Consider the following 22,305-nt stretch of genomic DNA (forward strand, 5'->3'; position numbering starts at 1 on the left):
TTGACCGCCAATGATCAATGCCCTTCGAATCCGGTCACCGTATAGAGCGCCAGGCCACCGTCACGCAGCAGCTTCGAGCCGCCGAGTTCGGGCAGATCGATAATCGCCGCGCCTTCCACCACGACCGCGCCGAGCCGTTCGAGCAGGATCTTGCCGGCCATCATCGTGCCGCCCGTGGCGATCAGGTCGTCGATGATGACCACGCGGTCGCCCGGCTTGCAGGCGTCTTCGTGAATCTCGACGGTTGCGCAGCCGTATTCGAGCTCATAGGATTGCGCGAGCCGGTTGTAGGGCAGCTTGCCCGCCTTGCGGATCGGAATGAAGCCGAGGTTCAGTTCATACGCGAGAATCGGCCCGATAATGAAACCGCGCGCATCCAGCCCGGCAATGTAGTCGAGCTTCGCCTCGATATAGCGCTGTACGAACAGATCGATCAGCACGCGCAGCGACTTCGGCTCCTGCAGGAGCGGTGTGATATCGCGGAACTGCACGCCCGGCTCCGGCCAGTCAGGCACGGTGCGAATGTGGCTTTTGATGTAATCGGCCGCATCGAGCGGCGCGCTCGGAAGCGCGTTGGACATGATGTCTCCGGATGGACCTCGACAGGTCCGATGAAAAACCAAACCAGGACGCCACGGCAGGAACGCGCCCCGCCGGGGTACAGGCGCTAGGCGGCGGCGCCCGCGCGCCGATGCTTCGAGAGCCGTTCCTCGGCCTCCGCCAGCTGTTCGGGCAAACCGCGCAACACCACGATATCGCTCGAGCGCAGCTTGGTGGACGGATCCGGCTCGACGCCGCGAATGCCGTGCCGGCGAATCGCCGTCACTTCGACGCCCACCTCGAAAAGGCCTAGTTCCGCGAGCGTGCGGCCCACGGCGTCCGAGTTTTCGTCGACCGGCACCGATTGTAGCCGCACCTGTTCGTGACCGTCGTCGTCGTCCACGTCGTCGGCGCCATGGAAATAGCCGCGCAGCAGCGCGTAGCGCTCATCGCGCATTTCCTCGACCCGGCGCACCACCCGCCGCATCGGCACGCCCATCACCACGAGCGTGTGCGAGGCGAGCATCAGACTGCCTTCGACGATTTCCGGAATCACTTCGGTCGCTCCCGCGGCCAGCAGCTTTTCCAGATCGGAGTCGTCGACGGTACGGACGATGACCGGCAGCGTGGGTTCCAGTTCGTGAATGTTGTGCAGCACGCGCAGTGCCGACGGCGTGTTCGCGTAGGTGATCGCAATGGCGGCCGCGCGGTGGATACCGGCGGCGAGCAGCGACTCGCGGCGCCCGGCGTCGCCGAATACGACCGACTCGCCCGCCGCCGCCGCCGCCGCGACGCGGTCGGGATCCAGGTCCAGCGCGACGTACGACAACCCTTCGTGCTCCAGCATGCGCGCCAGATTCTGCCCGGCCCGGCCATAGCCGCAAATGATCACGTGGCCGCTCTGTTTCAGGCTCTGCGTGGCGATGCGCGTCATCTGCAACGACTGCATCATCCATTCAGTCGACGACAGGCGCAGCACGATGCGGTCCGCGTTCTGGATCAGGAACGGCGCGGCCAGCATGGACAGCAGCATGGCGGCGAGAATCGCCTGCAGCAGGGTGGCGTCGACGAGATGCTTGTCGAGAATCAGATTCAGCAGCACGAAGCCGAACTCGCCCGCTTGCGCGAGGCCGATGCCGGTGCGCATCGCGACGCCCGGCGACGCGCCGAAGAGCCGCGAGAGGCCCGTCACCATGACTGCTTTCAGCAGGATCGGCCCAACCAGGAAGCCGAGCACGATCAGCGGATGCTCCCAGATCACACGCGGATTGAGCAGCATGCCGGTGGTGATGAAGAAGAGCCCGAGCAGCACGTCGCGAAACGGCTTGATATCTTCTTCCACCTGATGCCGGTAAGGCGTCTCGGCGATCAACATGCCGGCGATGAACGCGCCGAGCGCGAGCGACAACCCGAACTTGTCGGTGATGAACGCGCAACCGAGCGTCACCAGCAACAGGTTCAGAATGAACAATTCCTGCGAACGGCGCCGTGCCACCACGTTGAACCAGCGCGTCATGAAGCGCTGCCCGACGATCAGCAGCAGCGACAGCGCCACGACGATCTTGATGGCCGCCACGCCGAGCGAGCTCACGAGATCCCTGGAACTGCCGCCCAGCGCCGCGATGATGATCAGCAGCGGCACCACCGCCAGATCCTGGAACAGCAGCACACCGAAGATATTGCGGCCGTGCTCGGTCTCGATCTCGAGCCGCTCCGCCAGCATCTTGCTGACGATCGCCGTCGACGACATGGCGAGCGCGCCGCCCAGCGCCACGCTCGCCTGCCACGTGATATGCACCCAGCGCTCCAGCACGAAGCCGAGCGTGACCGCCACCGCGATCGTGCCGAGCACCTGCAGCAGGCCGAGACCGAACACGAGGCGGCGCATGGAACGCAGCTTGGCGAGCGAGAACTCCAGCCCGATCGAAAACATCAGGAACACGACGCCGAATTCCGCCAGGTTCTGCGCGCCCGCCGAGTCGGGAATCAAACCGAACGCATGCGGCCCGACGACGATGCCCACCGTCAGATAGCCGAGCATTGGCGGAAGATTCAGAAAGCGAAAGGTCACCACGCCCGCTACCGATGCCAGCAGCAGGAACAGCGTCATTTCGAGCGGGGAAATCATCGGCAAAAACGCATGGGTAAAGCGTCCTCGTTCGTCAGCGGAACCGCGCACGCCAAACGCCGTGCGACAAGGTTGAGGGGCCGTTAAAGTCAGCAATAAAGACAGCGGCTTGGCACAGCAGGCCCGGCGCGGCGAACAGGCGCCTTTGCTATACTTCGCGAATGATAGCGAAAATCAATGGCGACCGGGCACTCGCGCTCGCTCGCGACGTGCTCGACATCGAAGCGGACGCCGTGCGCGCGCTTCGCGATCAACTCGACGACGGCTTCGTCGGGGCGGTCGACTTCATCCTGGGTTGCCGCGGGCGCGTAGTCGTTTCCGGCATCGGCAAATCCGGCCACGTGGCCCGCAAGCTCGCGGCCACGCTCGCCAGCACCGGCACGCCGGCGTTCTTCGTGCACCCCGCAGAAGCCAGTCATGGCGACCTCGGCATGGTCACCGCCGAAGACGTGTTCATCGCGCTGTCCAACTCCGGTGAAACCGAAGAACTGATGGCGATCCTGCCGCTCATCAAGCGGCTCGGCGCGAAGCTGATTGCAATGACAGGCCGTCCGTCTTCGAGTCTCGCACAACTGGCCGACGTGCACCTGAATTCCGGCGTGGCGAAAGAGGCCTGCCCGATGAACCTCGCGCCCACCGCCAGCACGACCGCCGCGCTCGCGCTCGGCGACGCGCTCGCGCTCGCGGTGCTCGACGCGCGTGGCTTCGGCCGCGACGACTTTGCCCGCTCGCATCCGGGCGGCGCGCTCGGCCGGCGTCTGCTCACTTATGTACGCGACGTGATGCGCACCGGCGACGATCTGCCGAAGGTCACACCTGAGGCCACCGTGCGCGACGCGCTGTTCCAGTTGACCGCCAAGCGCATGGGCATGACCGCGATCGTCGATCACGACGACCACGTGGCCGGCATTTTCACCGACGGCGACCTGCGCCGCGTGCTCGAACGCGACGGCGATTTCCGTCAGTTGCCGATCTCCTCCGTGATGACCGCCGGCCCGCGCACCATCGGCCCGGATCAACTGGCGGTCGAAGCCGTGGAACTGATGGAGCGCCACCGCATCAATCAGATGCTGGTCGTCGACGAAGCAGGCAAGCTGATCGGCGCACTCAACATGCACGACCTGTTCTCGAAGAAGGTGATCTGATGGCCCTCGCCCCTGCTACCGCGACCGAGCGCGCAAGCCGCGTCAAGCTGATGATTTTCGACGTCGACGGCGTGCTGACCGACGGCGGCCTGCTGTTCACGGCGGAAGGCGACACGATGAAGGGCTTCAATTCGATGGACGGCCACGGCATGAAGCTGCTGCGCCAGGCCGGCATCGAAACGGCGATCATCACCGGGCGCAAGTCGGGCATCGTGGCGGCACGGGCGAAGGAAATGAACATCACGCACGTCTATCAGGGCGTGCAGGACAAACCCCAGGCGTTCGCGGACCTGCTGCAGCAAACCGGCATGACGGCGGGAGAATGCGGCTATATGGGCGACGACTGGGTCGATCTCGGCGTGATGCTGAAGGTCGGCTTTGCGGCGGCGCCGGCCAACTCGCATCCTGAAGTGATCGCGCGGGCCCATTGGGTCAGCGAAGCGCGCGGCGGCCACGGCGCGGCGCGCGAAGTCTGCGACACGCTGCTGCGTGCACAACATAAGTATGAGGCGTTGCTGGCGGCCGCCTGTAGCGGCGAACAGCGGGGCCTCGTCGGATGAACCAGTTTCGCCTGACTTCGCTGATTCCGCTGGTCGCGATGGCCGCGCTCGCCGGTATCACGTGGTGGCTGCTGCAAGCTACCTTGCCCCGGCAGAACGAAGGCGTGGTGCGTCCCAAGGAACATACGCCGGACTACTTCGCCGACAACTTCTCGATTTCCGAACTCGACCAGTCGGGCTCGACGCAATACCGGCTGACCGCCCAGTCGCTGATCCACTACGAAGACGACGAACTGAGCGACCTCGTCAAGCCGGCCATGCGCGCGTTCCAGCCCGGCAAGCCGATCGTCACCGCAACCGGCGACACCGGCAAGGTGAACGGCGACGCGTCCATCGTCGATCTGTACGACAACGCGCGCATCCTGCGGGCGCCCGGCTACGGAGATCCGCAGATGCAGGCGGATTCCCAGCATTTTAGGGTGCTGGTCAACGACGATGTGATCGAGACCGAAAAGCCGGTTAAACTTCAGCGCGGCATGTCGGTGATGACTGCCAGCGGCATGAACTACAACAACGTCACCCGGGTGATGCAGCTGTTCGGCAACGTAAAAGGCTCGATCGCCCCGTCCGAAGCAGGCGGCAGCTCGCCCAAGCAACCCGGGTAATCCATTCCAGGCGTGACTGCATGAACGAATCGTTCCCCCGTTTTGACACCGGCCGCTCGCGCTCCCTGTCCGCGTGCCGCGCCGGACTCGCCGCGCTGATCGTCGCGCTGCCTCTCGCCGGCTTCGCGCCGCTCGCGCACGCGGACCGCGCCGACAAGGACAAGCCGCTGAACATCGAAGCGGACAACATGACTTACGACGACCTCAAGCAGGTCAACATCTTCACGGGCCATGTGGTTGCGACCAAAGGCACGATCGTGATCAAGGCCGACCGCGTCGAAGTGACGCAAGACCCGCAGGGCTATCAGTACGCCACCGGCACGTCGAGCGGCGGCAATCTGTCGTATTTCCGCCAGAAGCGCGAAGGCCTCGACGAATACATCGAAGGCACGGCCATTCGTATCGACTACGACGGCAAGCAGGATCTGACCACGCTCACCACCAACGCCACGGTGAAACGCCTGCAAGGCCTCTCCACGGTGATGGACCAGGTGCACGGCAGCGTCATTACGTATGACGGCCAGAGCGACTTCTATACCGCGAAGGCAGGCAAGGACGTCGCCGGCCCCGGCAACCCCACCGGTCGAGTACGCGCCATGCTGGCGCCGCGCAACGGCGGCGCTGCGCCGCTGAACGGCGCATCGGCCACGCTCGCGCCGTCCACGACGATCCAGGGAGCGCCGAACCAGTGAGCACCTCTGCGTCTCTCCCCAATCGCAAGCCCGCCGGCACCAGTAGTTCACTGGTGGTGCGCAACCTGAAAAAGCGTTACGGTTCGCGCACGGTCGTCAAAGACGTGTCGCTCGACGTGAAAAGCGGCGAAGTGGTCGGTCTGCTCGGCCCCAACGGCGCGGGCAAGACCACCTCGTTCTATATGATCGTCGGCCTCGTGCCGCTCGACGCCGGTGAAATCGATCTGGACGGTAAGTCGATCAGCCTGCTGCCTATCCACAAGCGCGCTTCGCTTGGGCTCTCGTATCTGCCGCAGGAAGCTTCGGTGTTCCGCAAGCTCAGCGTCGAAGAAAACATTCGCGCGGTGCTGGAATTGCAGCACGAAGACAACGGCAAGCGGCTCAGCAAGGACACCATCACGAGCCGCACGGAAGCCTTGCTCGACGAATTGCAGATTGCGCACTTGCGCGCGAATCCGGCGCTGTCGCTCTCGGGCGGCGAGCGCCGCCGGGTCGAAATTGCCCGGGCACTGGCCACCAATCCGAGCTTTATTCTGCTCGACGAACCGTTCGCCGGCGTCGACCCGATCGCCGTGCTGGAAATCCAGAAGATCGTCAAGTTTCTGAAGCAGCGCAATATCGGCGTGCTGATTACCGACCACAACGTGCGCGAAACGCTCGGCATCTGCGATCACGCGTATATCATCAGCGACGGCAGTGTGCTGGCGGCCGGCGCACCGGGCGAAATCATCGAAAACGAAAGCGTGCGGCGCGTCTATCTGGGCGAGCACTTCCGCATGTAAGCGCACAAAGGATTGCCGGCTGTGCGAGCGCGCACCCGCCGGCTCCTTGTGCGGCAACCGCACACCCCGTTTTGACCCGGGCCGCTTCGCGCCCAGCGCCGCCTGAAGGAACTCATGCAGGGCGCACGCGAGAGGCGCACGTGTAATTGCGAATGTCGCAATGTATCGCGGTCGTGGCAAACTCTCTACAATGAATCTCAACTTGCCATGAAAGCCAGCCTCCAACTCCGCCTATCGCAGCATCTTGCGCTGACGCCGCAACTGCAGCAGTCCATCCGGCTGCTTCAGTTGTCTACGCTCGAATTGCAGCAGGAAGTCGCAATGGCGATCTCGCAGAATCCGCTCCTCGAGAACGAGGACGATTGGATCGCGAGCCCGCTGCGCGTGGCGGCCGACGGCTCGCTGATCGCCCAGGCGCCCAATTCTTCCGCTCCGCCCGACCAGATGGGCGGCAGCACGTCGTCATCGTCCAGCAGCAGCAGCGAGCGCGCCGAGAACGGCGAGCCGCAGGGCGTGGACGAATACAACGGCCTCGCGGGCGACAGTAACGGCGACGCGTCGCAATGGAATCTCGACGACTACGGCCGCTCGGGCAACGCCTCGGACGACGACGACCTGCCGCCGCTGCAAATCCACGAATCGAGCACCTCGCTGCGCGATCACCTGATGGCGCAATTGCGCGTCACCCAGGCGAGTCCGCGCGACCGCGCGCTGGTCACCTTCCTGATCGAATCGCTCGACGACGACGGCTACCTTGCCGCCACACTCGAAGAAGTGCTGGCCGACCTGCCCGAAGAGCTCGAAGTGGATCTCGACGAACTGAATGCCGCGCTTGCGCTGCTGCATAGCTTCGACCCGGCCGGGGTCGGCGCGCGCTCCGCGTCGGAATGTCTCAAGCTGCAATTGCTGCGGCTCGATGCCTCACCTACCCGCACGCTCGCGCTCGAAATCGTTGCGCACCACCTGGAATTGCTCGCGGCGCGCGACTTCACGCGTCTGCGCAAGCATCTGAAGGCCAACGACGACGATCTGCGCGACGCACACGTGCTGATCCGCTCGCTCGAACCGTTCCCCGGCGCCGCCTACGGCAAGGCCGAAGCGGACTATGTCGTGCCGGACATCATGGTGCGTAAAACGGCACAGGGCTGGCAGGCCGAGCTGAACCCCGAAGTCGTGCCGAAGCTGCGTATCAACCATCTTTACGCGAATATTCTGCGCAATAACCGGGGCGACCCGGGCAGCGGTTCGTTGCGCCAGCAACTGCAGGAAGCGCGCTGGCTGATCAAAAATATCCAGCAGCGTTTCGAGACGATCCTCAGAGTGGCGCAAGCTATTGTGGAGCGTCAAAAGAGCTTTTTTGTGCACGGCGAAATTGCCATGCGCCCCTTGGTTTTGCGGGAAATTGCTGATACGCTGGGCCTACACGAGTCAACTGTCTCGCGTGTGACAACCGGTAAATACATGCTGACCCCATTCGGGACGCTTGAATTTAAGTACTTCTTCGGATCACACGTTTCGACTGACACGGGCGGCGCGGCGTCTTCAACGGCGATCCGTGCGCTCATCAAGCAACTGATAGGAGCGGAAAACCCGAAATCTCCTCTTTCAGACAGCCGCATAGCCGAACTGCTGGCGGAACAGGGCTTCGTGGTCGCACGGCGTACCGTCGCGAAATATCGTGAAGCGCTCAAGATTCCGGCAGTCAACCTGCGCAAGTCTTTATAGCGCGCCCCCAAAGCTGTTGCTTCGCGCCAGCCCCTCAAGGGGCAAGACAACTTGGGGCGGCCCGGCGTTTGTCTTGAGCCCGTCGCCTTCCGTGGCGGGCATTTACCGGCCGCTCCGCAGTTGGCGGACAGGCCGGCCGATGCGACCTGCCAGAAGTCAGTCACCGGGGGGCGACTCAGGCAAGCCGACAGATCGACCGGACCTTCGTCATCGTGCGGAACAAGCGGCCATTAGCTTGGAGAAGCACTATGAATCTGCAGATCAGTGGACACCACCTCGAAGTAACGCCTGCGTTGCGCGAATACGTGATCACCAAACTGGATAGGGTGCTAAGACATTTCGATCAGGTCATCGACGGCAGTGTGGTCCTCTCGGTCGACAACAACCACAAGGAAAAGGAAAAGCGTCAAAAGGTTGAAATCAACCTGCATCTCAAGGGCAAGGATCTCTTTGTCGAGAGCTGTGACAGCGACCTGTACGCTGCGATCGATCTGATGATCGACAAGCTCGACCGGCAAGTCATTCGCCACAAGGATCGCCTGCAAGGCCATGCGCATGAGGCGATCAAGTATCAACCGGCGCCGCAACTCGACGTGCCGCCGCAATAAGGGAAATCAGAAGGTTCTCTTCCGCAGATCTTCGTTTTCCCTTAGCCAGCGAAACCGCCCGAAACCGGGCGGTTTTTTGTTTCCGGGCGCCGTTGCCCCCACGGCGGCGCAGCATATGCCCATGCCTGAACGAACTCACTGCGCATTGATGGCGCGTCGCACCATCCGTGGCTGCCCTGTTCTATAATGTTCCGGTTACCATCGGGGTCAAAGTTAGCTCAAGCGGAAAATCGGTCGGCCGGAGTCCTGTGTTTTTGGACTTACACGCTCGCCGTCGTGAGCATCAAACGAATGGAACGCCACTCAAATGCCCCTGCGAGGAGAACCCAGGCCACGTTTTCGCCTGTCAACATGAATCGTTTAGCCAAATTTCTTCCCCTCGAGAACGTCGTCGTCGGTCTATCGGTCACCAGCAAGAAACGCGTGTTCGAGCAAGCGGGCCTGATCTTCGAGAACCAGAACGGCATCGCCCGTAGCACGGTCACTGACAATCTGTTCGCGCGTGAGCGCCTCGGATCGACGGGCCTTGGCGAAGGCGTGGCGATTCCGCATGGCCGGATCAAAGGCTTGAAGCAGCCGCTCGCCGCATTCGTCCGCCTTGCCGAACCCATTCCCTTCGAATCGCCCGACGGTCAGCCGGTCTCGCTGCTCATCTTCCTGCTCGTGCCTGAACAGGCCACTCAGCAACACCTCGAAATCCTTTCGGAAATCGCCCAGTTGCTGTCCGATCGCGAAACCCGCGAGCGCCTGCACACGGAACAGGACCGCGAAACGTTGCATCGCCTGCTCACTCAGTGGCAACCTTGATGCATCGGCGGTTATCCGCACGCCGGTTATCCGCCCGGTCATCAACCCGCATGCGGATACAGTCCGGCAACGCAAACGGCCCGCGCTAGCGCGGCCGTCATGTTGCCCGGCAAGCGGCCCACACTGGAGTCACTGACTCATGGATACGTCCAGCATCAACGCCCAGAGCATTTTCGACGATAACGCCGCCACGCTGAAGCTCAGCTGGTTGACGGGGCATGAAGGCTGGGAGCGCGGCTTTTCCTCGGAATCGGTCGCCAATGCCACGTCGAGCGCCGACCTCGTCGGCCACCTGAACCTGATCCACCCGAACCGGATCCAGGTGCTCGGCGACGCCGAAATCGACTACTACAAGCGCCAAACCGACGAAGACCGCTCGCGCCACATGGCCGAGCTGATCGCGTTGGAACCGCCGTTTCTGGTGGTGGCGGGCGGCGTTGCCGCGCCGCCGGAGCTGGTGCTGCGCTGCACGCGCTCGTCCACGCCGCTATTCACCACGCCGATGTCCGCCGCCGCGGTGATCGACAGCCTGCGCCTCTACATGTCGCGCATTCTCGCGCCGCGCGCCACGTTGCACGGCGTGTTTCTCGACATCCTCGGCATGGGCGTGCTGCTCACCGGGGACTCGGGCCTCGGCAAGAGCGAACTCGGGCTGGAGCTGATCAGCCGCGGCCACGGTCTCGTGGCCGACGACGCAGTGGACTTCGTGCGCCTCGGTCCCGACTTCGTCGAAGGGCGTTGCCCGCCGCTGCTGCAAAACCTGCTGGAAGTGCGCGGCCTCGGCCTGCTGGACATCAAGACGATTTTCGGCGAAACCGCGGTACGCCGGAAAATGAAGCTCAAGCTGATCGTGCAACTGGTCCGCCGTCCCGATGGCGAATTCCAGCGGCTGCCGCTGGAGAGCCAGACTGTGGACGTGCTCGGCTTGCCCATCAGCAAAGTCACGATTCAGGTGGCTGCCGGCCGAAACCTCGCCGTGCTGGTCGAAGCCGCCGTGCGCAATACGATCCTGCAACTGCGCGGCATCGACACGCTGCGCGACTTCATGGATCGCCAGCGCCTCGCGATGCAAGACCCCGACAGCCAGTTTCCGGGCAAACTGATCTGAGTCGATAAGACCATGCCGTGACTGCGGCCAGCGGCGGGTGCGGGTACGCGCATGGGGACCAGATGCTATGATGAAATCTACGGTTTCGACGACTCCATGCGCATAATCCTGATCACCGGTATATCCGGCTCCGGCAAATCAGTTGCCCTGAACGCGCTTGAAGACGCAGGCTACTACTGCGTCGACAACCTGCCGCCGCGTTTCCTGCCGCAGCTGGCTTCCTATCTCGCCGAGGACGGGCAAGATCGCCTTGCCGTCGCGATCGACGCGCGCTCGAGCGCCTCGCTCGACGAAATGCCTGCCATGATTCGCGACCTGTCGCGTGCCCACGACGTGCGGGTGCTGTTCCTGAACGCGAGCACACAGTCGCTGATTCAACGCTTTTCCGAAACACGCCGCCGCCATCCGCTGTCCGGTTCCACCTCGCACGACGCGGATGTCGGGTTGCTCAACTCGCTTGCCGAGGCGATCGAACGCGAACGCGAACTCGTGGCGGGGCTGGCCGAATTCGGCCATCAGATCGACACCAGCAATCTGCGCGCGAACGTGCTGCGCGCCTGGGTCAAACGCTTCATCGAGCAGAAGGATTCCGGGCTCGTGCTGATGTTCGAGTCGTTCGGCTTCAAGCGCGGCGTGCCGCTCGACGCGGATTTCGTCTTCGACGTGCGCACCTTGCCGAACCCGTACTACGATCATGAGTTGCGGCCGCTCACGGGCCTCGACAAACCGGTGATAGATTTTCTCGATGCGCTGCCGGTGGTGCATGAAATGATCGACGACATCGAGAAATTTCTCGCCAAATGGCTTCCGCATTTCCGCGAAGACAACCGCAGCTATCTCACCGTCGCGATCGGTTGCACGGGCGGCCAGCACCGCTCGGTATTCATTGCGGAGACGCTCGCCGCGCGTCTCGCGGCGTCGGCGAATGTCATTGTGCGACACCGCGATGCGCCGGTCGAAGCCGGCGAATCATCGAAGTTAGTGGCTTAACCGGCCGCACCGCGCGGCCTCAACTCGAAGCGTTGCGCCATGTCTTCTTCTACTGTGCTTGCCGATGTGCCGCTGTTTCCGCTGCATACGGTGCTGTTTCCCGGCGGACTGCTGCCGCTGAAGATTTTCGAAGCGCGCTACCTCGACATGGCGCGCGACTGTCTGCGTGAAAAAACTCCGTTCGGCGTGTGTCTGCTGAAAAGCGGCGCGGAAGTGGCGCGCGAAGAAGAGCCTTCGGTGCCCGAAGCAATCGGCTGCCTCGCCGAAATCGAGGAGTGCGATGTCGAAGCGTTCGGCATGCTGCTGATTCGCGCACGCGGCACGCGGCGATTTCGCCTGCTTTCGCACCGTGTCGAATCGAGCGGCTTGCTGGTCGGCATGGCGGAACCGCTCGGCGAAGACAGACCGCTCGAAGGCAACGAGCAGTTGGCCAGATTCGGCGCATGCGCGGAAGTGCTCGAACGGATCATCGCAACGATCCGCGAACGTGATCCGGAAAGTCTGCCGTTTGCAGAACCGTTCAGGCTCGAAGATCCCTCGTGGGTGTCGAACCGTCTCGCCGAAGTGCTGCCGATTGCGCTGCGCGCTCGCCAGAAGTTGATGGAGTTGCAGGACGCCGGCGCGCGGATCGATGTCGTTCACCACTACATGCAGCAACATCAATTGCTCTGACGGCGGCCGCAATCCGGCCGGATTGCTCAGATCAGCGAACCCTGCAAACTGTCCAGCAGTTTGCGCACCGGCGCGGGCACACCGAACGAATCGAGATCGCTCAGCGCGACCCACGCCGTGTCCGCATCGCCTAACGCACCCAGCGCGCCCACGCCGCGATCCAGTTCCGCGAGCCGCGGCTCGATATCCAGTTTGAAATGCGTGAACACATGCGTGAGCGGCGCGAGTGGCGAGACCGCACCGTCGCCGCCGAAAGCGCGCGCACGCTCGGCGAGCGAGGTTTCGTCGGCGGCTTCGGGCAGGCTCCACAAGCCGCCCCAGATACCCGACGGCGGCCGCTTCTCAAGCATCACCGCGTTGCCGTCACGCAGCACCAGCATCCATGTTCGGCGCGTCGGCACGGTCTTTTTCGGACGTGCCGTGGGCAGCAGGCGCTGACGTCCCGTCACGTTCGCAACGCAGTCGACGGCGAACGGGCAACGCAGGCAGTCGGGCTTGCCGCGCACGCAGAGGGTCGCGCCGAGGTCCATCAAGCCTTGCGTGTACGCGCTGACTTCGGCATCCGATGCATTCGACGGAAGCAGCGACTCCGCCAGCGTCCACATTGCGTTTTCGACTTTCTTTTCGCCGGGGAAACCTTCGACGCCGAACACGCGCGCCAGCACGCGCTTTACATTGCCGTCGAGAATCGTCGCGCGTGCGCCGAATGCGAACGATGCAATCGCCGCCGCCGTCGAACGACCGATGCCCGGCAGCTCGGCCAGTTCCTCGACCGATGCCGGAAACGCGCCGCCATGCTGCTCGACCACGACTTGCGCGCAGCGATGCAGATTGCGCGCGCGCGTGTAGTAGCCAAGGCCGGCCCACAACGCCATCACGTCGTCAGACGGCGCGGCGGCGAGCGCGGCGACGGTCGGGAAACGCGCGAGGAACTTCGCATAGTAGGGAATGACCGTCGACACCTGGGTCTGCTGCAGCATGATTTCCGACAGCCAGATGCGGTACGGATCCCGCGTGTTCTGCCACGGCAAATCATGGCGGCCATGCTGACGCTGCCATGCGATCAGACGCGAGGAAAAATCGGGCATGGCCGGAAAAGCAGCCGCCGCAGGTGGGCCGGACGAGGTTGAACGCGGAGTTAAGCGAGAAGGCATTGACGGTTTAGCGCTGGCAGGTAGGACAGAAATACGTTGAACGCTGCCCCTGTACGATCTGTTTGATCGGCGTTCCGCACACGCGGCACGGCAGCCCCGCGCGATCATAGACGAAATAGTCGAGCTGGAAGTAGCCGCTCTCGCCATTGCTGCCGACGAAATCGCGCAGCGTGCTGCCGCCCTTCTCGATCGCGGCGGCGAGCGTCACGCGCACGGCGTCCGCCAGCAGATCATAGCGCACGAGCGAAACGCGCCCTGCCGCGGTAGTCGGCCGGATGCCGGCGCGAAAGAGGCTTTCCGATGCATAGATATTGCCCACGCCCACGACGATTTCCCCGGCCAGCAGCGCCTGCTTCACCGACACCTTGCGCCCGCGCGTGAGCCGGTGCATCAGCGCGCCGGAGAACGCGGGCGAAAACGGTTCGACGCCGAGGCCCGCGAGCAGCGGATGCTCGAGCACGTCGCCCGCTTCGCGCGGGTGCCACAGCACTGCGCCGAAGCGCCGCGGATCGCGATAGCGCAAAATGAACTCGTCGAAGATCCAGTCGACGTGATCGTGTTTCGCCGCGGCCGGCGGATGCGGTACATGGCGCAGCACCCGCAGCGTCCCAGTCATGCCAAGATGCACAATGAACCAGCCCGCGTCGATCTCGAACAACAGGTACTTGCCGCGCCGCTCGACCTTGCGCACCACGCGGCCGCGCAAGGTTTTCGCAAGATCCGCCGGAATCGGCCAGCGCAGCGCGGGCGTACGCACATCGACGCGTTCAACCTTGCGCCCGGACACATACGGTTCGATTCCCCGTCGGGTAACCTCAACTTCTGGCAACTCTGGCATGTCTAACTGGTCTGCAACTTGCGTGAGTGGTTGTGCGCGTATTGTAGCGAGCGCGTTACAATCGTCCGAAACATTGAACGGATTTCCATGAACTTGTCCTTCGTGAAGCTGTTTTTGAAGCGCCCGGCTAGCGCATTCCGCGTACCGCACGCCGTGTCCGCTCGCCGGATGCTCGGCGCGGCGGCACTCGCCGTCTGGGCGCTGGCTGCCGTTCCCGCGCACGCGCAGGATTCATCGCCGGACTCGGATGACACCTCCGTCACCCTGCCGGACCCGCTCGGCCCGGCCTCGGCGGAAGATCAGAAGTCGCTGCCCGGTGTGCCGCTGACGAGCCAGATCGTATTCCAGGTGCTCGCCGCCGAAGTCGCACTGCAGCGCGACCAGCCGGCGCCGGCCTATCAGACCTACCTCGCCCTTGCACGCGACACGCACGATCCGCGCATGGCGCAACGCGCCACCGAAATCGCGCTGGCCGCGCAGAGCCCGTCTGACGCATTGGCCGCCGCGCAATTGTGGCAGCAGTATGCACCGAACTCGGAACGCGCCGCGCAACTCGACGCGTCGCTGCTCGTGCTGTCCGGCCGGCCTGACGACGCGGAGCAGATCCTCGCCCGCGAACTCGCACGGGTGCCCGCCGACAATCGCGGCAGCGCGATTCTGGCGCTCCAGTTGCTGCTCTCGCGCGGCCCAAACCGGATCGGCGGCCTGCACGTGCTGCAGGATCTGCTCAAGAACGACATGAACCGGCCGGAAGCGCAACTGGCACTTGCACGCCAGCAGCTCGTATCGGACGACGCGCCGGGTGCGCGCAAGTCGCTCGAACAGGCGCTCGCGCTCAAGCCCGACTATTTGCCGGCCGCGCTGATGCTGTCGCAAATGGGCCCGGAAGAGCGCAAGGAAGGCATCGCCTCGCTCGAAAAGTACGTGCAGCAGAATCCGAAATCGCATGACGCCCGTCTCGCGCTCGCCCAGATGTATCTTGCGAGCGACCGTCTGGACGACGCGCAGAAGCAGTTCGAGATCATGCACAGGAACAACGCGAACGATCTCACGCCGCTCATGGCGCTGGCGCTGATCAAGATCCAGCAGAAGAATTTCAACGAAGCGCAAACGTACCTGACCCAGTACGCACAGCAAGCCGAAAAAACGCCGGGCGCGGATCCCGGTCAGGCGTATATCTACCTTGCACAACTGTCGCTCGAACAGAAGAACGACGCGGCCGCGAGCGACTGGCTGAACAAAATCTCGCCGTCGAGCCAGCAATATGTGCCCGCGCAGATCACGCGCGCGCAACTGCTCGCCAAGCAGGGCAAGGCCGACGACGCGCGCAAGCTGCTCGCCAATCTGTCGGCGCCGGACCCGCGCGACCAGGCGCTGATCGCGCGCACGGACGCGGCGATCCTGTTCGACGCCAGGCGTTACCCCGAGGCCGAAACGCGCCTGCAGCAAGCCACGGCGCAGTTCCCCGACGACCCCGATCTGACCTACGACTACGCAATGTCCGCCGAAAAAACCGGCCATTACGACGTGATGGAAGCGCAGTTGCGCAAGCTGATCCAGACGCAGCCCGACAATCCGCAGGCGTATAACGCGCTCGGCTACTCGCTGGCTGATCGCAATCAGCGCCTCGCCGAAGCCGACAAGCTGGTCGAGAAGGCATCCTCGTTGGCACCGAACGACGCGTTCATCATGGACAGCGTCGGCTGGGTCAAATACCGGATGGGCGATACGTCGGATGCGATCAAGCTGCTGCGCAGAGCCTACGACATGCAGCCGAACGCCGAAATCGGCGCGCACCTCGGCGAGGTATTGTGGAAAACGGGCAATCAGGATCAGGCCCGCGCCGCGTTCCGCGATGCGCGCAAGCTCGAACCGGACAACGATACGCTGGTCAAAACGCTCCAACGTCTTCAGGTGAACGATCTTTGATGCGTCTTTCCCGTCTGATTTCCTTTCCCCGGGCGCCGCGTGGCGCGGCGCTCGGATTCGCAGCGGCGGTGGTTGTCGCATTGGCCGGTTGTGCGTCGGTGAAACCGCAGGGGCCGTCCACGTCGAATGCCGCAACCTCCGTCACCGCGCAGACGAGCCGTTCTTACCAAGGCCGTTTCGCGGTCCAGTACGACGATCAGAACGGCCAGCAGCGCAACGCCTACGGCAATTTCAGCTGGCAGGAAACCGGTGACACAGTGACCTTGGAGTTGCGCAATCCGCTCGGCCAGACGCTGGCGGTGGTGACGTCGTCGCCGGCTTCGGCCACGCTGGAGTTGCCGAATCGCCAGCCGCTCACAGCGGATAACGTCTCCACACTGATGCAGAATGCGCTCGGCTTCGCACTGCCGGTCGAGGGGCTGCGCTATTGGCTGCAACCGTCGCCGGCACCCACTTCGCGCGCCAGGACCGAGAAGGATCCCGACCAACCGTCGCGGCTGAAAGAGATCACGCAAGACGGCTGGACGATCGACTACCTGGCGTATGCCGAGGCACCGGCCACCGGCGTGAAGCGCGTCAACCTGACGCGCTCTGAGCCGCCGCTCGACATCAAGCTCGTCCTGGATCATCAGTAACCCGCGCCGCTTCACGCACCTTTTCGCGCGACCTTGCCGCTTCTTCAGCGCCACCTGGCGCATGTAGCCCCGACTCATGATTGAAACGACCGATTCGCTGCGCGATTGCCTCGCGCCCGCGAAACTCAACCTCTTCCTGCACATCACCGGCCGCCGGCCGGATGGCTATCACACGCTGCAAACGGTGTTCCAGCTGCTCGACTGGGGCGACACGCTGCACTTCACGCGGCGCGACGACGGGCTCATCACGCGCCGCACCGAGATCGCCGACGTGCCGCCGGAACACGACCTGACCGTGCGCGCCGCGACGCTGCTCAAAACGCATACGGGCTCGCCGGAAGGCGTCGATATCGAAATCGACAAACGCCTGCCGATGGGCGCCGGTCTCGGCGGCGGCAGCTCCGACGCAGCGACGACACTGCTCGCGCTGAACCGTCTGTGGAAGCTCGACCTGCCTCGCCTCGAATTGCAGGCGCTGGCGTTGAAACTCGGTGCGGATGTACCGTTTTTTGTGTTTGGAAAAAATGCGTTCGCCCAGGGTGTCGGAGAGGCTTTAGACGCTGTACAATTGCCGCCGCGCCATTTCCTGGTAGTGACGCCGAGGGTTCATGTTCCGACTGCAGCGATTTTCTCTGAAAAAGCGTTGACAAGAGATTCAAAACCCCTCACAATTACGGACTTTCCTGCAGAACTTAGCTGCAACACTGAATGGCCAGAAAGTTTCGGCCGGAACGACATGCAGCAGGTTGTCGTAGGAAAGTACGCGGAAGTAGCGCAAGTGCTGCGATGGTTTGAAAATGTCGCGCCAGCGCGGATGTCTGGATCAGGTGCAAGTGTCTTTGCAGCGTTCCGTAGTAAAGCTGAAGCAGAAGCGGTGCAAGCCAAACTGCCAGCCGAATGGAACAGCGCAGCGGCCCCAAGTCTCGATCAGCATCCACTCTTTACTTTCGCGTCATAAGTTTTGCATCGTCGAACGAAACTCCACGTTCGGCGGAGCTCAGAGTTAGTGTAGGGGAGTCGCCAAGCTGGTTAAGGCACCGGATTTTGATTCCGGCATGCAAAGGTTCGAATCCTTTCTCCCCTGCCAAAATTTCTCGCATTTCCCCTCGCCCCCAGCCTGAAGTAGGTGCACGATGAGCAGCCATGACGGCCTGATGGTTTTTACTGGCAACGCAAATCCCGCGCTTGCACAGGAAGTCGTCAAAATCCTCGGTATTCCCCTCGGCAAAGCAATGGTTAGCCGTTTCTCGGACGGTGAAATCCAGGTCGAGATTCAGGAAAACGTGCGTGGCAAGGATGTCTTCGTCCTGCAGTCCACGTGCGCACCGGCGAACGACAATCTGATGGAACTGATGATCATGGTCGATGCGCTCAAGCGCGCATCCGCCGGCCGGATCACCGCAGCCATCCCCTACTTCGGTTATGCCCGTCAAGATCGCCGCCCGCGTTCCGCGCGCGTCGCCATCTCGGCGAAGATCGTGGCGAACATGCTGGAAATCGCCGGCGTCGAGCGGATCATCACGATGGATCTGCACGCCGACCAGATTCAAGGCTTCTTCGACATTCCGGTCGACAACATCTATGCTACGCCCGTGCTGCTCGGCGATCTGCGCAAGCAGAACTACGAGAACCTGCTGGTCGTTTCGCCGGACGTCGGCGGCGTGGTGCGTGCCCGGGCGTTGGCCAAGCAGCTGAATTGCGATCTCGCGATCATCGACAAACGCCGCCCGAAGGCCAACGTTGCCGAAGTGATGAACATCATCGGTGAAGTCGAAGGCCGTACCTGCGTGATCATGGACGACATGGTCGATACCGCCGGCACGCTCTGCAAGGCAGCTCAGGTTCTGAAGGAACGCGGCGCGAAGCAGGTGTTCGCTTACGCCACTCACCCGGTTCTGTCGGGCGGCGCAGGCGAGCGTATCGCGGCTTCCGCACTCGACGAACTCGTTGTCACGGACACGATCCCGCTCGGCGAAGAAGCCCGCTCGTGCGCGAAGATCCGTTCGTTGACGAGCGCCGGTCTGCTAGCCGAAACGTTCTCGCGGATTCGCCGCGGCGATTCGGTGATGTCGCTGTTCGCTGAAAGTTAAGTATTTGCGAAGGCGCGCGCCGCTTCAGGCGGCACACTGCGCTTTTGCACAATCGGCATGAACGAACGAAGGTTCGTGCCGCAGCTCTGGGGCCTCAGCCATCTGGCTTGGAGGCCCCGTTTTTACTGCCTGGTCGCGGGCAGTGCAATGGAGATTCAACATGAAAGTAGTCGCTTTCGAGCGTTCTTTGCAAGGTACGGGTGCGAGCCGCCGCCTGCGTAACTCGGGCAAGACCCCGGGCATCGTATATGGCGCGGGTGCTGAAACGCAATTGGTCGAACTGGACCACAACGCGCTGTGGCACGCGCTGAAGAAAGAAGTTTTCCATTCGTCGATCCTCGAATTGGAAGTGGCAGGCAAGTCGCAACAGGTTCTGCTGCGCGACGTGCAATACCACCCGTTCCGTCAGCTCGTGCTGCACGTGGACTTCCAACGTGTCGACGCGAAGAAGAAGCTGCACACCAAGGTGCCGCTGCACTTCCTGAACCAGGAATCGAACCCGGCAGTGAAGCTGGCGAGCGCAGTGATCTCGCACGTCATCAACGAAATCGAAATCGAGTGCCTGCCGTCGGCACTGCCGGAATTCCTCGAAGTCGATCTGGCGACCATCGAAGCGGGTCACTCGGTTCACGCCAAGGACATCAAGCTGCCGGCAGGTGTGACGCTGGTCGCTCACGTCGAAGCAGAAAACCCGGTGATCGCAGCTGCAACGATCCCGGCTGGTGCGATCGCCGAAGGCGAGGCCGCTGCTGCTGAAGGCGAAACGCCGGCTGCTTGAGCGCCACGAGGCACTGAGCAAGTATCCTCTCGATCCGTTTCCATGAAACGGTCGATGTGACCCGCCGCGGTTCGCCCCGGCGGGTTTTTTTTGGTTTTTTTCGGCTCGGCCGCGTTCCGCTTCCGGGCCAGATGGACCTACGCAATCATGATCAAGCTGATCGTTGGCCTCGGCAATCCGGGCGCCGAATACACCGCGACGCGCCACAACGCCGGCTTCTGGCTGGTCGATCAACTGGCGCGCGAAGCCGGCACAACGCTGCGCGACGAGCGGCGTTTCCACGGTTTCTACGCCAAGGCACGGCTTCACGGCGAGGAGGTGCACTTGCTGGAACCGCAAACGTACATGAACCGCTCGGGCCAGTCGGTCGTAGCGGTTGCACAGTTCTTCAAGATTCTCCCCGACGAAATTCTGGTCGCGCACGACGAACTCGACATGCCGCCCGGCAGCGTCAAGCTGAAGCTGGGCGGTGGCAGCGGCGGCCACAATGGGCTCAAGGACATCACCGCGCATCTGTCGTCACAGCAATACTGGCGGTTGCGGATCGGCATCGGCCATCCGCGTGACCTGATTCCCGAGAGCGCGCGCGCCGGCGCCAAGCCGGACGTCGCCAACTACGTGCTGAAACCGCCGCGACGGGAAGAGCAAGACGTGATCGATGCCTCGATCGAACGTGCACTCGCCGTGATGCCGCAAGTCATCAAAGGCGAGCTCGAATGGGCGATGATGCAACTGCACCGCAATCCGTAGACCGCCCCGCTGCGGGAACCGGGTTGCTGTGCCGCCATCGACCGTAACTTTCTTGCATGGGGAGAATCGCTTGAGCCGCTATTGGAGTGACATCGTTCACCGTCTGACGCCATATGTGCCTGGCGAGCAGCCCGTGGTTGCGCATCCGGTGAAACTGAATACCAACGAGAATCCGTATCCGCCGTCGCCCCGTGTGCTCGAAGCGATCCGGCAGGAATTGGGCGACGCAGCCGAATCGCTGCGCCGCTACCCCGATCCTACGGCGCAGAAGCTCCGCGAAACAGTTGCCGCGTACCACGGCATCCGCGCCGAGCAGGTCTTTGCGGGCAACGGCTCGGATGAAGTGCTCGCGCTCACGTTCCAGGCACTACTCAAGCACGACAAACCTTTGCTGTTTCCGGACGTTACCTATAGCTTCTATCCGACGTATGCGCGGCTTTTCGAAGTCGACTACCGGACCATCCCGCTCGACGATAGCTTCGCGATCAACGTCGACGATTACATGTCGCCGAACGGCGGCATCCTGTTCCCGAATCCGAATGCGCCGACCGGCCGTCCGCTGCCGCTTGCCGATATCGAGCGACTGGTGGCGAGCAGTCCCGAGTCCGTGGTGGTGATCGACGAAGCGTACGTGGATTTCGGTGCCCAGTCGGCCATCGGTTTGATCGATCGCTATCCGAATCTACTGGTCGTTCAGACCGTGTCGAAGTCGCGTTCGCTAGCGGGAATGCGCGTCGGCTTCGCGTTTGGCAATCCGGATCTGATCGGCGCACTGAACCGCGTGAAGGACAGTTTCAACTCCTATCCGTTGGACCGCCTCGCGCAGGCCGCCGCCGCGGCGGCGTACGAAGACGACACATGGTTTCGCGACACCTGCGCCAAGGTCGTTGCAAGCCGTGAACGACTGGCCGCGGGACTGACGGCGCTGGGCTTCGAGGTGCTGCCGTCGGCGGCCAATCTGCTGTTCGCACGCCACGAAGGTTACGACGCCGCAACGCTCGCATTGCGGTTGAGGGACAAGGAAATTTTCGTGCGCCATTTCAAGGCTCCGCGAATCGACCAGCATTTGCGGATCTCAGTGGGCACCGACGCCGAATGCGACATTCTTCTGGACGCGCTGCGGGACATCTTCAGCGCGTACGTCGGTTAACACGACGAACAGCGCAGCGCAGAAACGTTGCGGCAAAAAAACGGCGAGGCCAAAAGGTCTCGCCGTTTTTCCAGACTTCGCACCTCACTCGCCCTTCGCAGCCTGTAGCGCGTGGTACTTCGCCATCAACTCACCGGGTGTCTCCAGATGCTCCGGATCGCGCGGAATACACTCGACCGGGCACACCTGAATACACTGCGGTTCGTCGAAATGCCCGACACACTCGGTACACTTCTTCGGGTCGATCACATAGATTTCCGGGCCCATCGAAATCGCGTTGTTCGGGCACTCGGGCTCGCAGACGTCGCAATTGATGCACTCGTCGGTAATCATCAAGGCCATACTGCCACCAACTTCTTTAGAAAAAACAATACATTATAGCTTTTTCAGCCTATCGACGGTCGCGCATGATTGCCCAAAATCACGTTTGCGTGTTGCGGCTGAGTTGCATAGGTGTTGCAAATTGTGCAGCGCGCAAAGTCCAGATAGCATGCCAGGCCATGACCAGCAAGACGTTTAGACACAATTGCGACGTATGCGAGCCCGAGTGCCCGAACGACGCGATTTCGATGGGCCCGGAAATCCTCTGAATCTACCGGACATTTGCTTACCTTGAGAT

At 62.7% G+C, this 22,305-nt stretch carries 23 protein-coding genes and 1 tRNA gene; 19 read left to right on the forward strand and 5 right to left on the reverse strand.

Annotation, left to right across the window (positions count from 1 at the left end):
* Nucleotides 1-14: 14 nt before the first annotated feature.
* Both NE850_RS29180 and NE850_RS29185 read right to left on the reverse strand, forming a co-directional pair.
* Nucleotides 15-581, reverse strand: coding sequence for an adenine phosphoribosyltransferase (locus NE850_RS29180; RefSeq protein WP_007179401.1), 567 nt, complete (start codon nucleotides 579-581; stop codon nucleotides 15-17).
* 86 nt (nucleotides 582-667) lie between these two features.
* The gene (locus NE850_RS29185) at nucleotides 668-2,668 is read right to left on the reverse strand and encodes a monovalent cation:proton antiporter family protein (protein ID WP_007179402.1); all 2,001 of its coding nucleotides are present in this window, start codon (nucleotides 2,666-2,668) and stop codon (nucleotides 668-670) included.
* A gap of 161 nt (nucleotides 2,669-2,829) precedes the next feature.
* Here NE850_RS29185 and kdsD point away from each other — a divergent pair, with 161 nt between their 5' ends.
* From kdsD to NE850_RS29240, 11 genes are all read left to right on the forward strand, one after another.
* A complete protein-coding gene (gene kdsD / locus NE850_RS29190; RefSeq protein WP_007179403.1) occupies nucleotides 2,830-3,813 on the forward strand; it encodes an arabinose 5-phosphate isomerase KdsD in 984 nt (327 codons plus the stop codon).
* Nucleotides 3,813-4,373, forward strand: coding sequence for an HAD family hydrolase (locus NE850_RS29195; RefSeq protein WP_007179404.1), 561 nt, complete (start codon nucleotides 3,813-3,815; stop codon nucleotides 4,371-4,373). Before kdsD ends, NE850_RS29195 begins: the two co-directional genes overlap by 1 nt.
* Nucleotides 4,370-4,978: an LPS export ABC transporter periplasmic protein LptC gene (lptC, locus tag NE850_RS29200; protein ID WP_007179405.1), complete on the forward strand. Its 609-nt coding sequence runs from the start codon at nucleotides 4,370-4,372 to the stop codon at nucleotides 4,976-4,978. Before NE850_RS29195 ends, lptC begins: the two co-directional genes overlap by 4 nt.
* 20 nt (nucleotides 4,979-4,998) lie before the next feature.
* On the forward strand, nucleotides 4,999-5,670 hold the full coding sequence (lptA, locus tag NE850_RS29205; RefSeq protein ID WP_007179406.1) for a lipopolysaccharide transport periplasmic protein LptA: 672 nt from the start codon (nucleotides 4,999-5,001) through the stop codon (nucleotides 5,668-5,670).
* Nucleotides 5,667-6,452 (forward strand): LPS export ABC transporter ATP-binding protein, encoded by a 786-nt coding sequence (gene lptB / locus NE850_RS29210; RefSeq protein ID WP_007179407.1) that lies wholly within the window; start codon nucleotides 5,667-5,669, stop codon nucleotides 6,450-6,452. The genes lptA and lptB overlap by 4 nt, the downstream gene beginning before the upstream one ends.
* 207 nt (nucleotides 6,453-6,659) lie before the next feature.
* Nucleotides 6,660-8,177, forward strand: coding sequence for an RNA polymerase factor sigma-54 (locus NE850_RS29215; RefSeq protein WP_007179408.1), 1,518 nt, complete (start codon nucleotides 6,660-6,662; stop codon nucleotides 8,175-8,177).
* Between the two features lie 248 nt (nucleotides 8,178-8,425).
* Nucleotides 8,426-8,785: a ribosome hibernation-promoting factor, HPF/YfiA family gene (gene hpf / locus NE850_RS29220; protein ID WP_007179410.1), complete on the forward strand. Its 360-nt coding sequence runs from the start codon at nucleotides 8,426-8,428 to the stop codon at nucleotides 8,783-8,785.
* A gap of 291 nt (nucleotides 8,786-9,076) precedes the next feature.
* Nucleotides 9,077-9,592 (forward strand): PTS IIA-like nitrogen regulatory protein PtsN, encoded by a 516-nt coding sequence (gene ptsN / locus NE850_RS29225; protein ID WP_007179411.1) that lies wholly within the window; start codon nucleotides 9,077-9,079, stop codon nucleotides 9,590-9,592.
* 139 nt (nucleotides 9,593-9,731) lie between these two features.
* A complete protein-coding gene (gene hprK / locus NE850_RS29230; protein WP_007179412.1) occupies nucleotides 9,732-10,700 on the forward strand; it encodes an HPr(Ser) kinase/phosphatase in 969 nt (322 codons plus the stop codon).
* 96 nt (nucleotides 10,701-10,796) lie between these two features.
* Nucleotides 10,797-11,690, forward strand: a complete 894-nt coding sequence (rapZ, locus tag NE850_RS29235; protein ID WP_035517717.1) for an RNase adapter RapZ — start codon at nucleotides 10,797-10,799, stop codon at nucleotides 11,688-11,690.
* Between the two features lie 39 nt (nucleotides 11,691-11,729).
* Nucleotides 11,730-12,362, forward strand: a complete 633-nt coding sequence (locus tag NE850_RS29240; protein WP_007179414.1) for an LON peptidase substrate-binding domain-containing protein — start codon at nucleotides 11,730-11,732, stop codon at nucleotides 12,360-12,362.
* Between the two features lie 26 nt (nucleotides 12,363-12,388).
* Here NE850_RS29240 and mutY read toward each other — a convergent pair whose 3' ends face one another.
* A complete protein-coding gene (gene mutY / locus NE850_RS29245) occupies nucleotides 12,389-13,516 on the reverse strand; it encodes an A/G-specific adenine glycosylase (protein WP_007179415.1) in 1,128 nt (375 codons plus the stop codon).
* Nucleotides 13,517-13,523: 7 nt separating this feature from the next.
* Entirely contained in the window at nucleotides 13,524-14,354 is an 831-nt protein-coding gene (gene mutM, locus NE850_RS29250) for a bifunctional DNA-formamidopyrimidine glycosylase/DNA-(apurinic or apyrimidinic site) lyase (RefSeq protein WP_007179416.1), read from the reverse strand.
* An 87-nt stretch (nucleotides 14,355-14,441) separates the two neighbouring features.
* Here mutM and NE850_RS29255 point away from each other — a divergent pair, with 87 nt between their 5' ends.
* The 8 genes from NE850_RS29255 (at nucleotide 14,442) to hisC (ending at nucleotide 21,686) form a co-directional block, all read left to right on the forward strand.
* Nucleotides 14,442-16,283, forward strand: coding sequence for a tetratricopeptide repeat protein (locus NE850_RS29255; RefSeq protein ID WP_007179417.1), 1,842 nt, complete (start codon nucleotides 14,442-14,444; stop codon nucleotides 16,281-16,283).
* Nucleotides 16,283-16,918: a lipoprotein insertase outer membrane protein LolB gene (gene lolB / locus NE850_RS29260; protein WP_007179418.1), complete on the forward strand. Its 636-nt coding sequence runs from the start codon at nucleotides 16,283-16,285 to the stop codon at nucleotides 16,916-16,918. The genes NE850_RS29255 and lolB overlap by 1 nt, the downstream gene beginning before the upstream one ends.
* Nucleotides 16,919-16,994: 76 nt before the next feature.
* Complete coding sequence (gene ispE, locus NE850_RS29265; RefSeq protein ID WP_007179419.1) at nucleotides 16,995-17,876, forward strand: 4-(cytidine 5'-diphospho)-2-C-methyl-D-erythritol kinase; 882 nt, start codon at nucleotides 16,995-16,997, stop codon at nucleotides 17,874-17,876.
* A gap of 52 nt (nucleotides 17,877-17,928) precedes the next feature.
* Nucleotides 17,929-18,005: transfer RNA gene (locus tag NE850_RS29270), tRNA-Gln, on the forward strand.
* A gap of 46 nt (nucleotides 18,006-18,051) precedes the next feature.
* Nucleotides 18,052-19,008, forward strand: a complete 957-nt coding sequence (locus tag NE850_RS29275; protein ID WP_006048037.1) for a ribose-phosphate pyrophosphokinase — start codon at nucleotides 18,052-18,054, stop codon at nucleotides 19,006-19,008.
* A gap of 160 nt (nucleotides 19,009-19,168) precedes the next feature.
* A complete protein-coding gene (locus NE850_RS29280; protein WP_007179420.1) occupies nucleotides 19,169-19,786 on the forward strand; it encodes a 50S ribosomal protein L25/general stress protein Ctc in 618 nt (205 codons plus the stop codon).
* A gap of 147 nt (nucleotides 19,787-19,933) precedes the next feature.
* Nucleotides 19,934-20,536 carry an aminoacyl-tRNA hydrolase gene (gene pth, locus NE850_RS29285; RefSeq protein WP_310699733.1) on the forward strand — a complete coding sequence of 201 codons (603 nt, stop codon included), beginning with the start codon at nucleotides 19,934-19,936 and terminating at the stop codon, nucleotides 20,534-20,536.
* A gap of 70 nt (nucleotides 20,537-20,606) precedes the next feature.
* Complete coding sequence (gene hisC, locus NE850_RS29290; protein WP_007179422.1) at nucleotides 20,607-21,686, forward strand: histidinol-phosphate transaminase; 1,080 nt, start codon at nucleotides 20,607-20,609, stop codon at nucleotides 21,684-21,686.
* Nucleotides 21,687-21,770: 84 nt separating this feature from the next.
* Here hisC and NE850_RS29295 read toward each other — a convergent pair whose 3' ends face one another.
* Nucleotides 21,771-22,028 (reverse strand): YfhL family 4Fe-4S dicluster ferredoxin, encoded by a 258-nt coding sequence (locus tag NE850_RS29295; RefSeq protein WP_007179423.1) that lies wholly within the window; start codon nucleotides 22,026-22,028, stop codon nucleotides 21,771-21,773.
* Nucleotides 22,029-22,305 lie beyond the last annotated feature (277 nt).

The organism is Paraburkholderia sp. USG1, assembly GCF_031570135.1.
Lineage (GTDB): Bacteria > Pseudomonadota > Gammaproteobacteria > Burkholderiales > Burkholderiaceae > Paraburkholderia > Paraburkholderia dioscoreae.

Bases quoted from the DNA above. Each gene is read 5' to 3' on its own strand.
- mutY (WP_007179415.1), bottom strand. From the start codon at position 13,516: ATGCCTTCTCGCTTAACTCCGCGTTCAACCTCGTCCGGCCCACCTGCG.
- NE850_RS29215 (WP_007179408.1), top strand. From the start codon at position 6,660: ATGAAAGCCAGCCTCCAACTCCGCCTATCGCAGCATCTTGCGCTGACG.
- mutM (WP_007179416.1), bottom strand. From the start codon at position 14,354: ATGCCAGAGTTGCCAGAAGTTGAGGTTACCCGACGGGGAATCGAACCG.
- pth (WP_310699733.1), top strand. From the start codon at position 19,934: ATGATCAAGCTGATCGTTGGCCTCGGCAATCCGGGCGCCGAATACACC.
- NE850_RS29195 (WP_007179404.1), top strand. From the start codon at position 3,813: ATGGCCCTCGCCCCTGCTACCGCGACCGAGCGCGCAAGCCGCGTCAAG.
- NE850_RS29185 (WP_007179402.1), bottom strand. From the start codon at position 2,668: ATGATTTCCCCGCTCGAAATGACGCTGTTCCTGCTGCTGGCATCGGTA.
- rapZ (WP_035517717.1), top strand. From the start codon at position 10,797: ATGCGCATAATCCTGATCACCGGTATATCCGGCTCCGGCAAATCAGTT.
- NE850_RS29180 (WP_007179401.1), bottom strand. From the start codon at position 581: ATGTCCAACGCGCTTCCGAGCGCGCCGCTCGATGCGGCCGATTACATC.
- lptC (WP_007179405.1), top strand. From the start codon at position 4,370: ATGAACCAGTTTCGCCTGACTTCGCTGATTCCGCTGGTCGCGATGGCC.
- NE850_RS29275 (WP_006048037.1), top strand. From the start codon at position 18,052: ATGAGCAGCCATGACGGCCTGATGGTTTTTACTGGCAACGCAAATCCC.
- ispE (WP_007179419.1), top strand. From the start codon at position 16,995: ATGATTGAAACGACCGATTCGCTGCGCGATTGCCTCGCGCCCGCGAAA.
- ptsN (WP_007179411.1), top strand. From the start codon at position 9,077: ATGGAACGCCACTCAAATGCCCCTGCGAGGAGAACCCAGGCCACGTTT.
- hprK (WP_007179412.1), top strand. From the start codon at position 9,732: ATGGATACGTCCAGCATCAACGCCCAGAGCATTTTCGACGATAACGCC.
- NE850_RS29280 (WP_007179420.1), top strand. From the start codon at position 19,169: ATGAAAGTAGTCGCTTTCGAGCGTTCTTTGCAAGGTACGGGTGCGAGC.
- lolB (WP_007179418.1), top strand. From the start codon at position 16,283: ATGCGTCTTTCCCGTCTGATTTCCTTTCCCCGGGCGCCGCGTGGCGCG.
- hpf (WP_007179410.1), top strand. From the start codon at position 8,426: ATGAATCTGCAGATCAGTGGACACCACCTCGAAGTAACGCCTGCGTTG.
- kdsD (WP_007179403.1), top strand. From the start codon at position 2,830: ATGATAGCGAAAATCAATGGCGACCGGGCACTCGCGCTCGCTCGCGAC.
- NE850_RS29255 (WP_007179417.1), top strand. From the start codon at position 14,442: ATGAACTTGTCCTTCGTGAAGCTGTTTTTGAAGCGCCCGGCTAGCGCA.
- NE850_RS29240 (WP_007179414.1), top strand. From the start codon at position 11,730: ATGTCTTCTTCTACTGTGCTTGCCGATGTGCCGCTGTTTCCGCTGCAT.
- NE850_RS29295 (WP_007179423.1), bottom strand. From the start codon at position 22,028: ATGGCCTTGATGATTACCGACGAGTGCATCAATTGCGACGTCTGCGAG.
- lptA (WP_007179406.1), top strand. From the start codon at position 4,999: ATGAACGAATCGTTCCCCCGTTTTGACACCGGCCGCTCGCGCTCCCTG.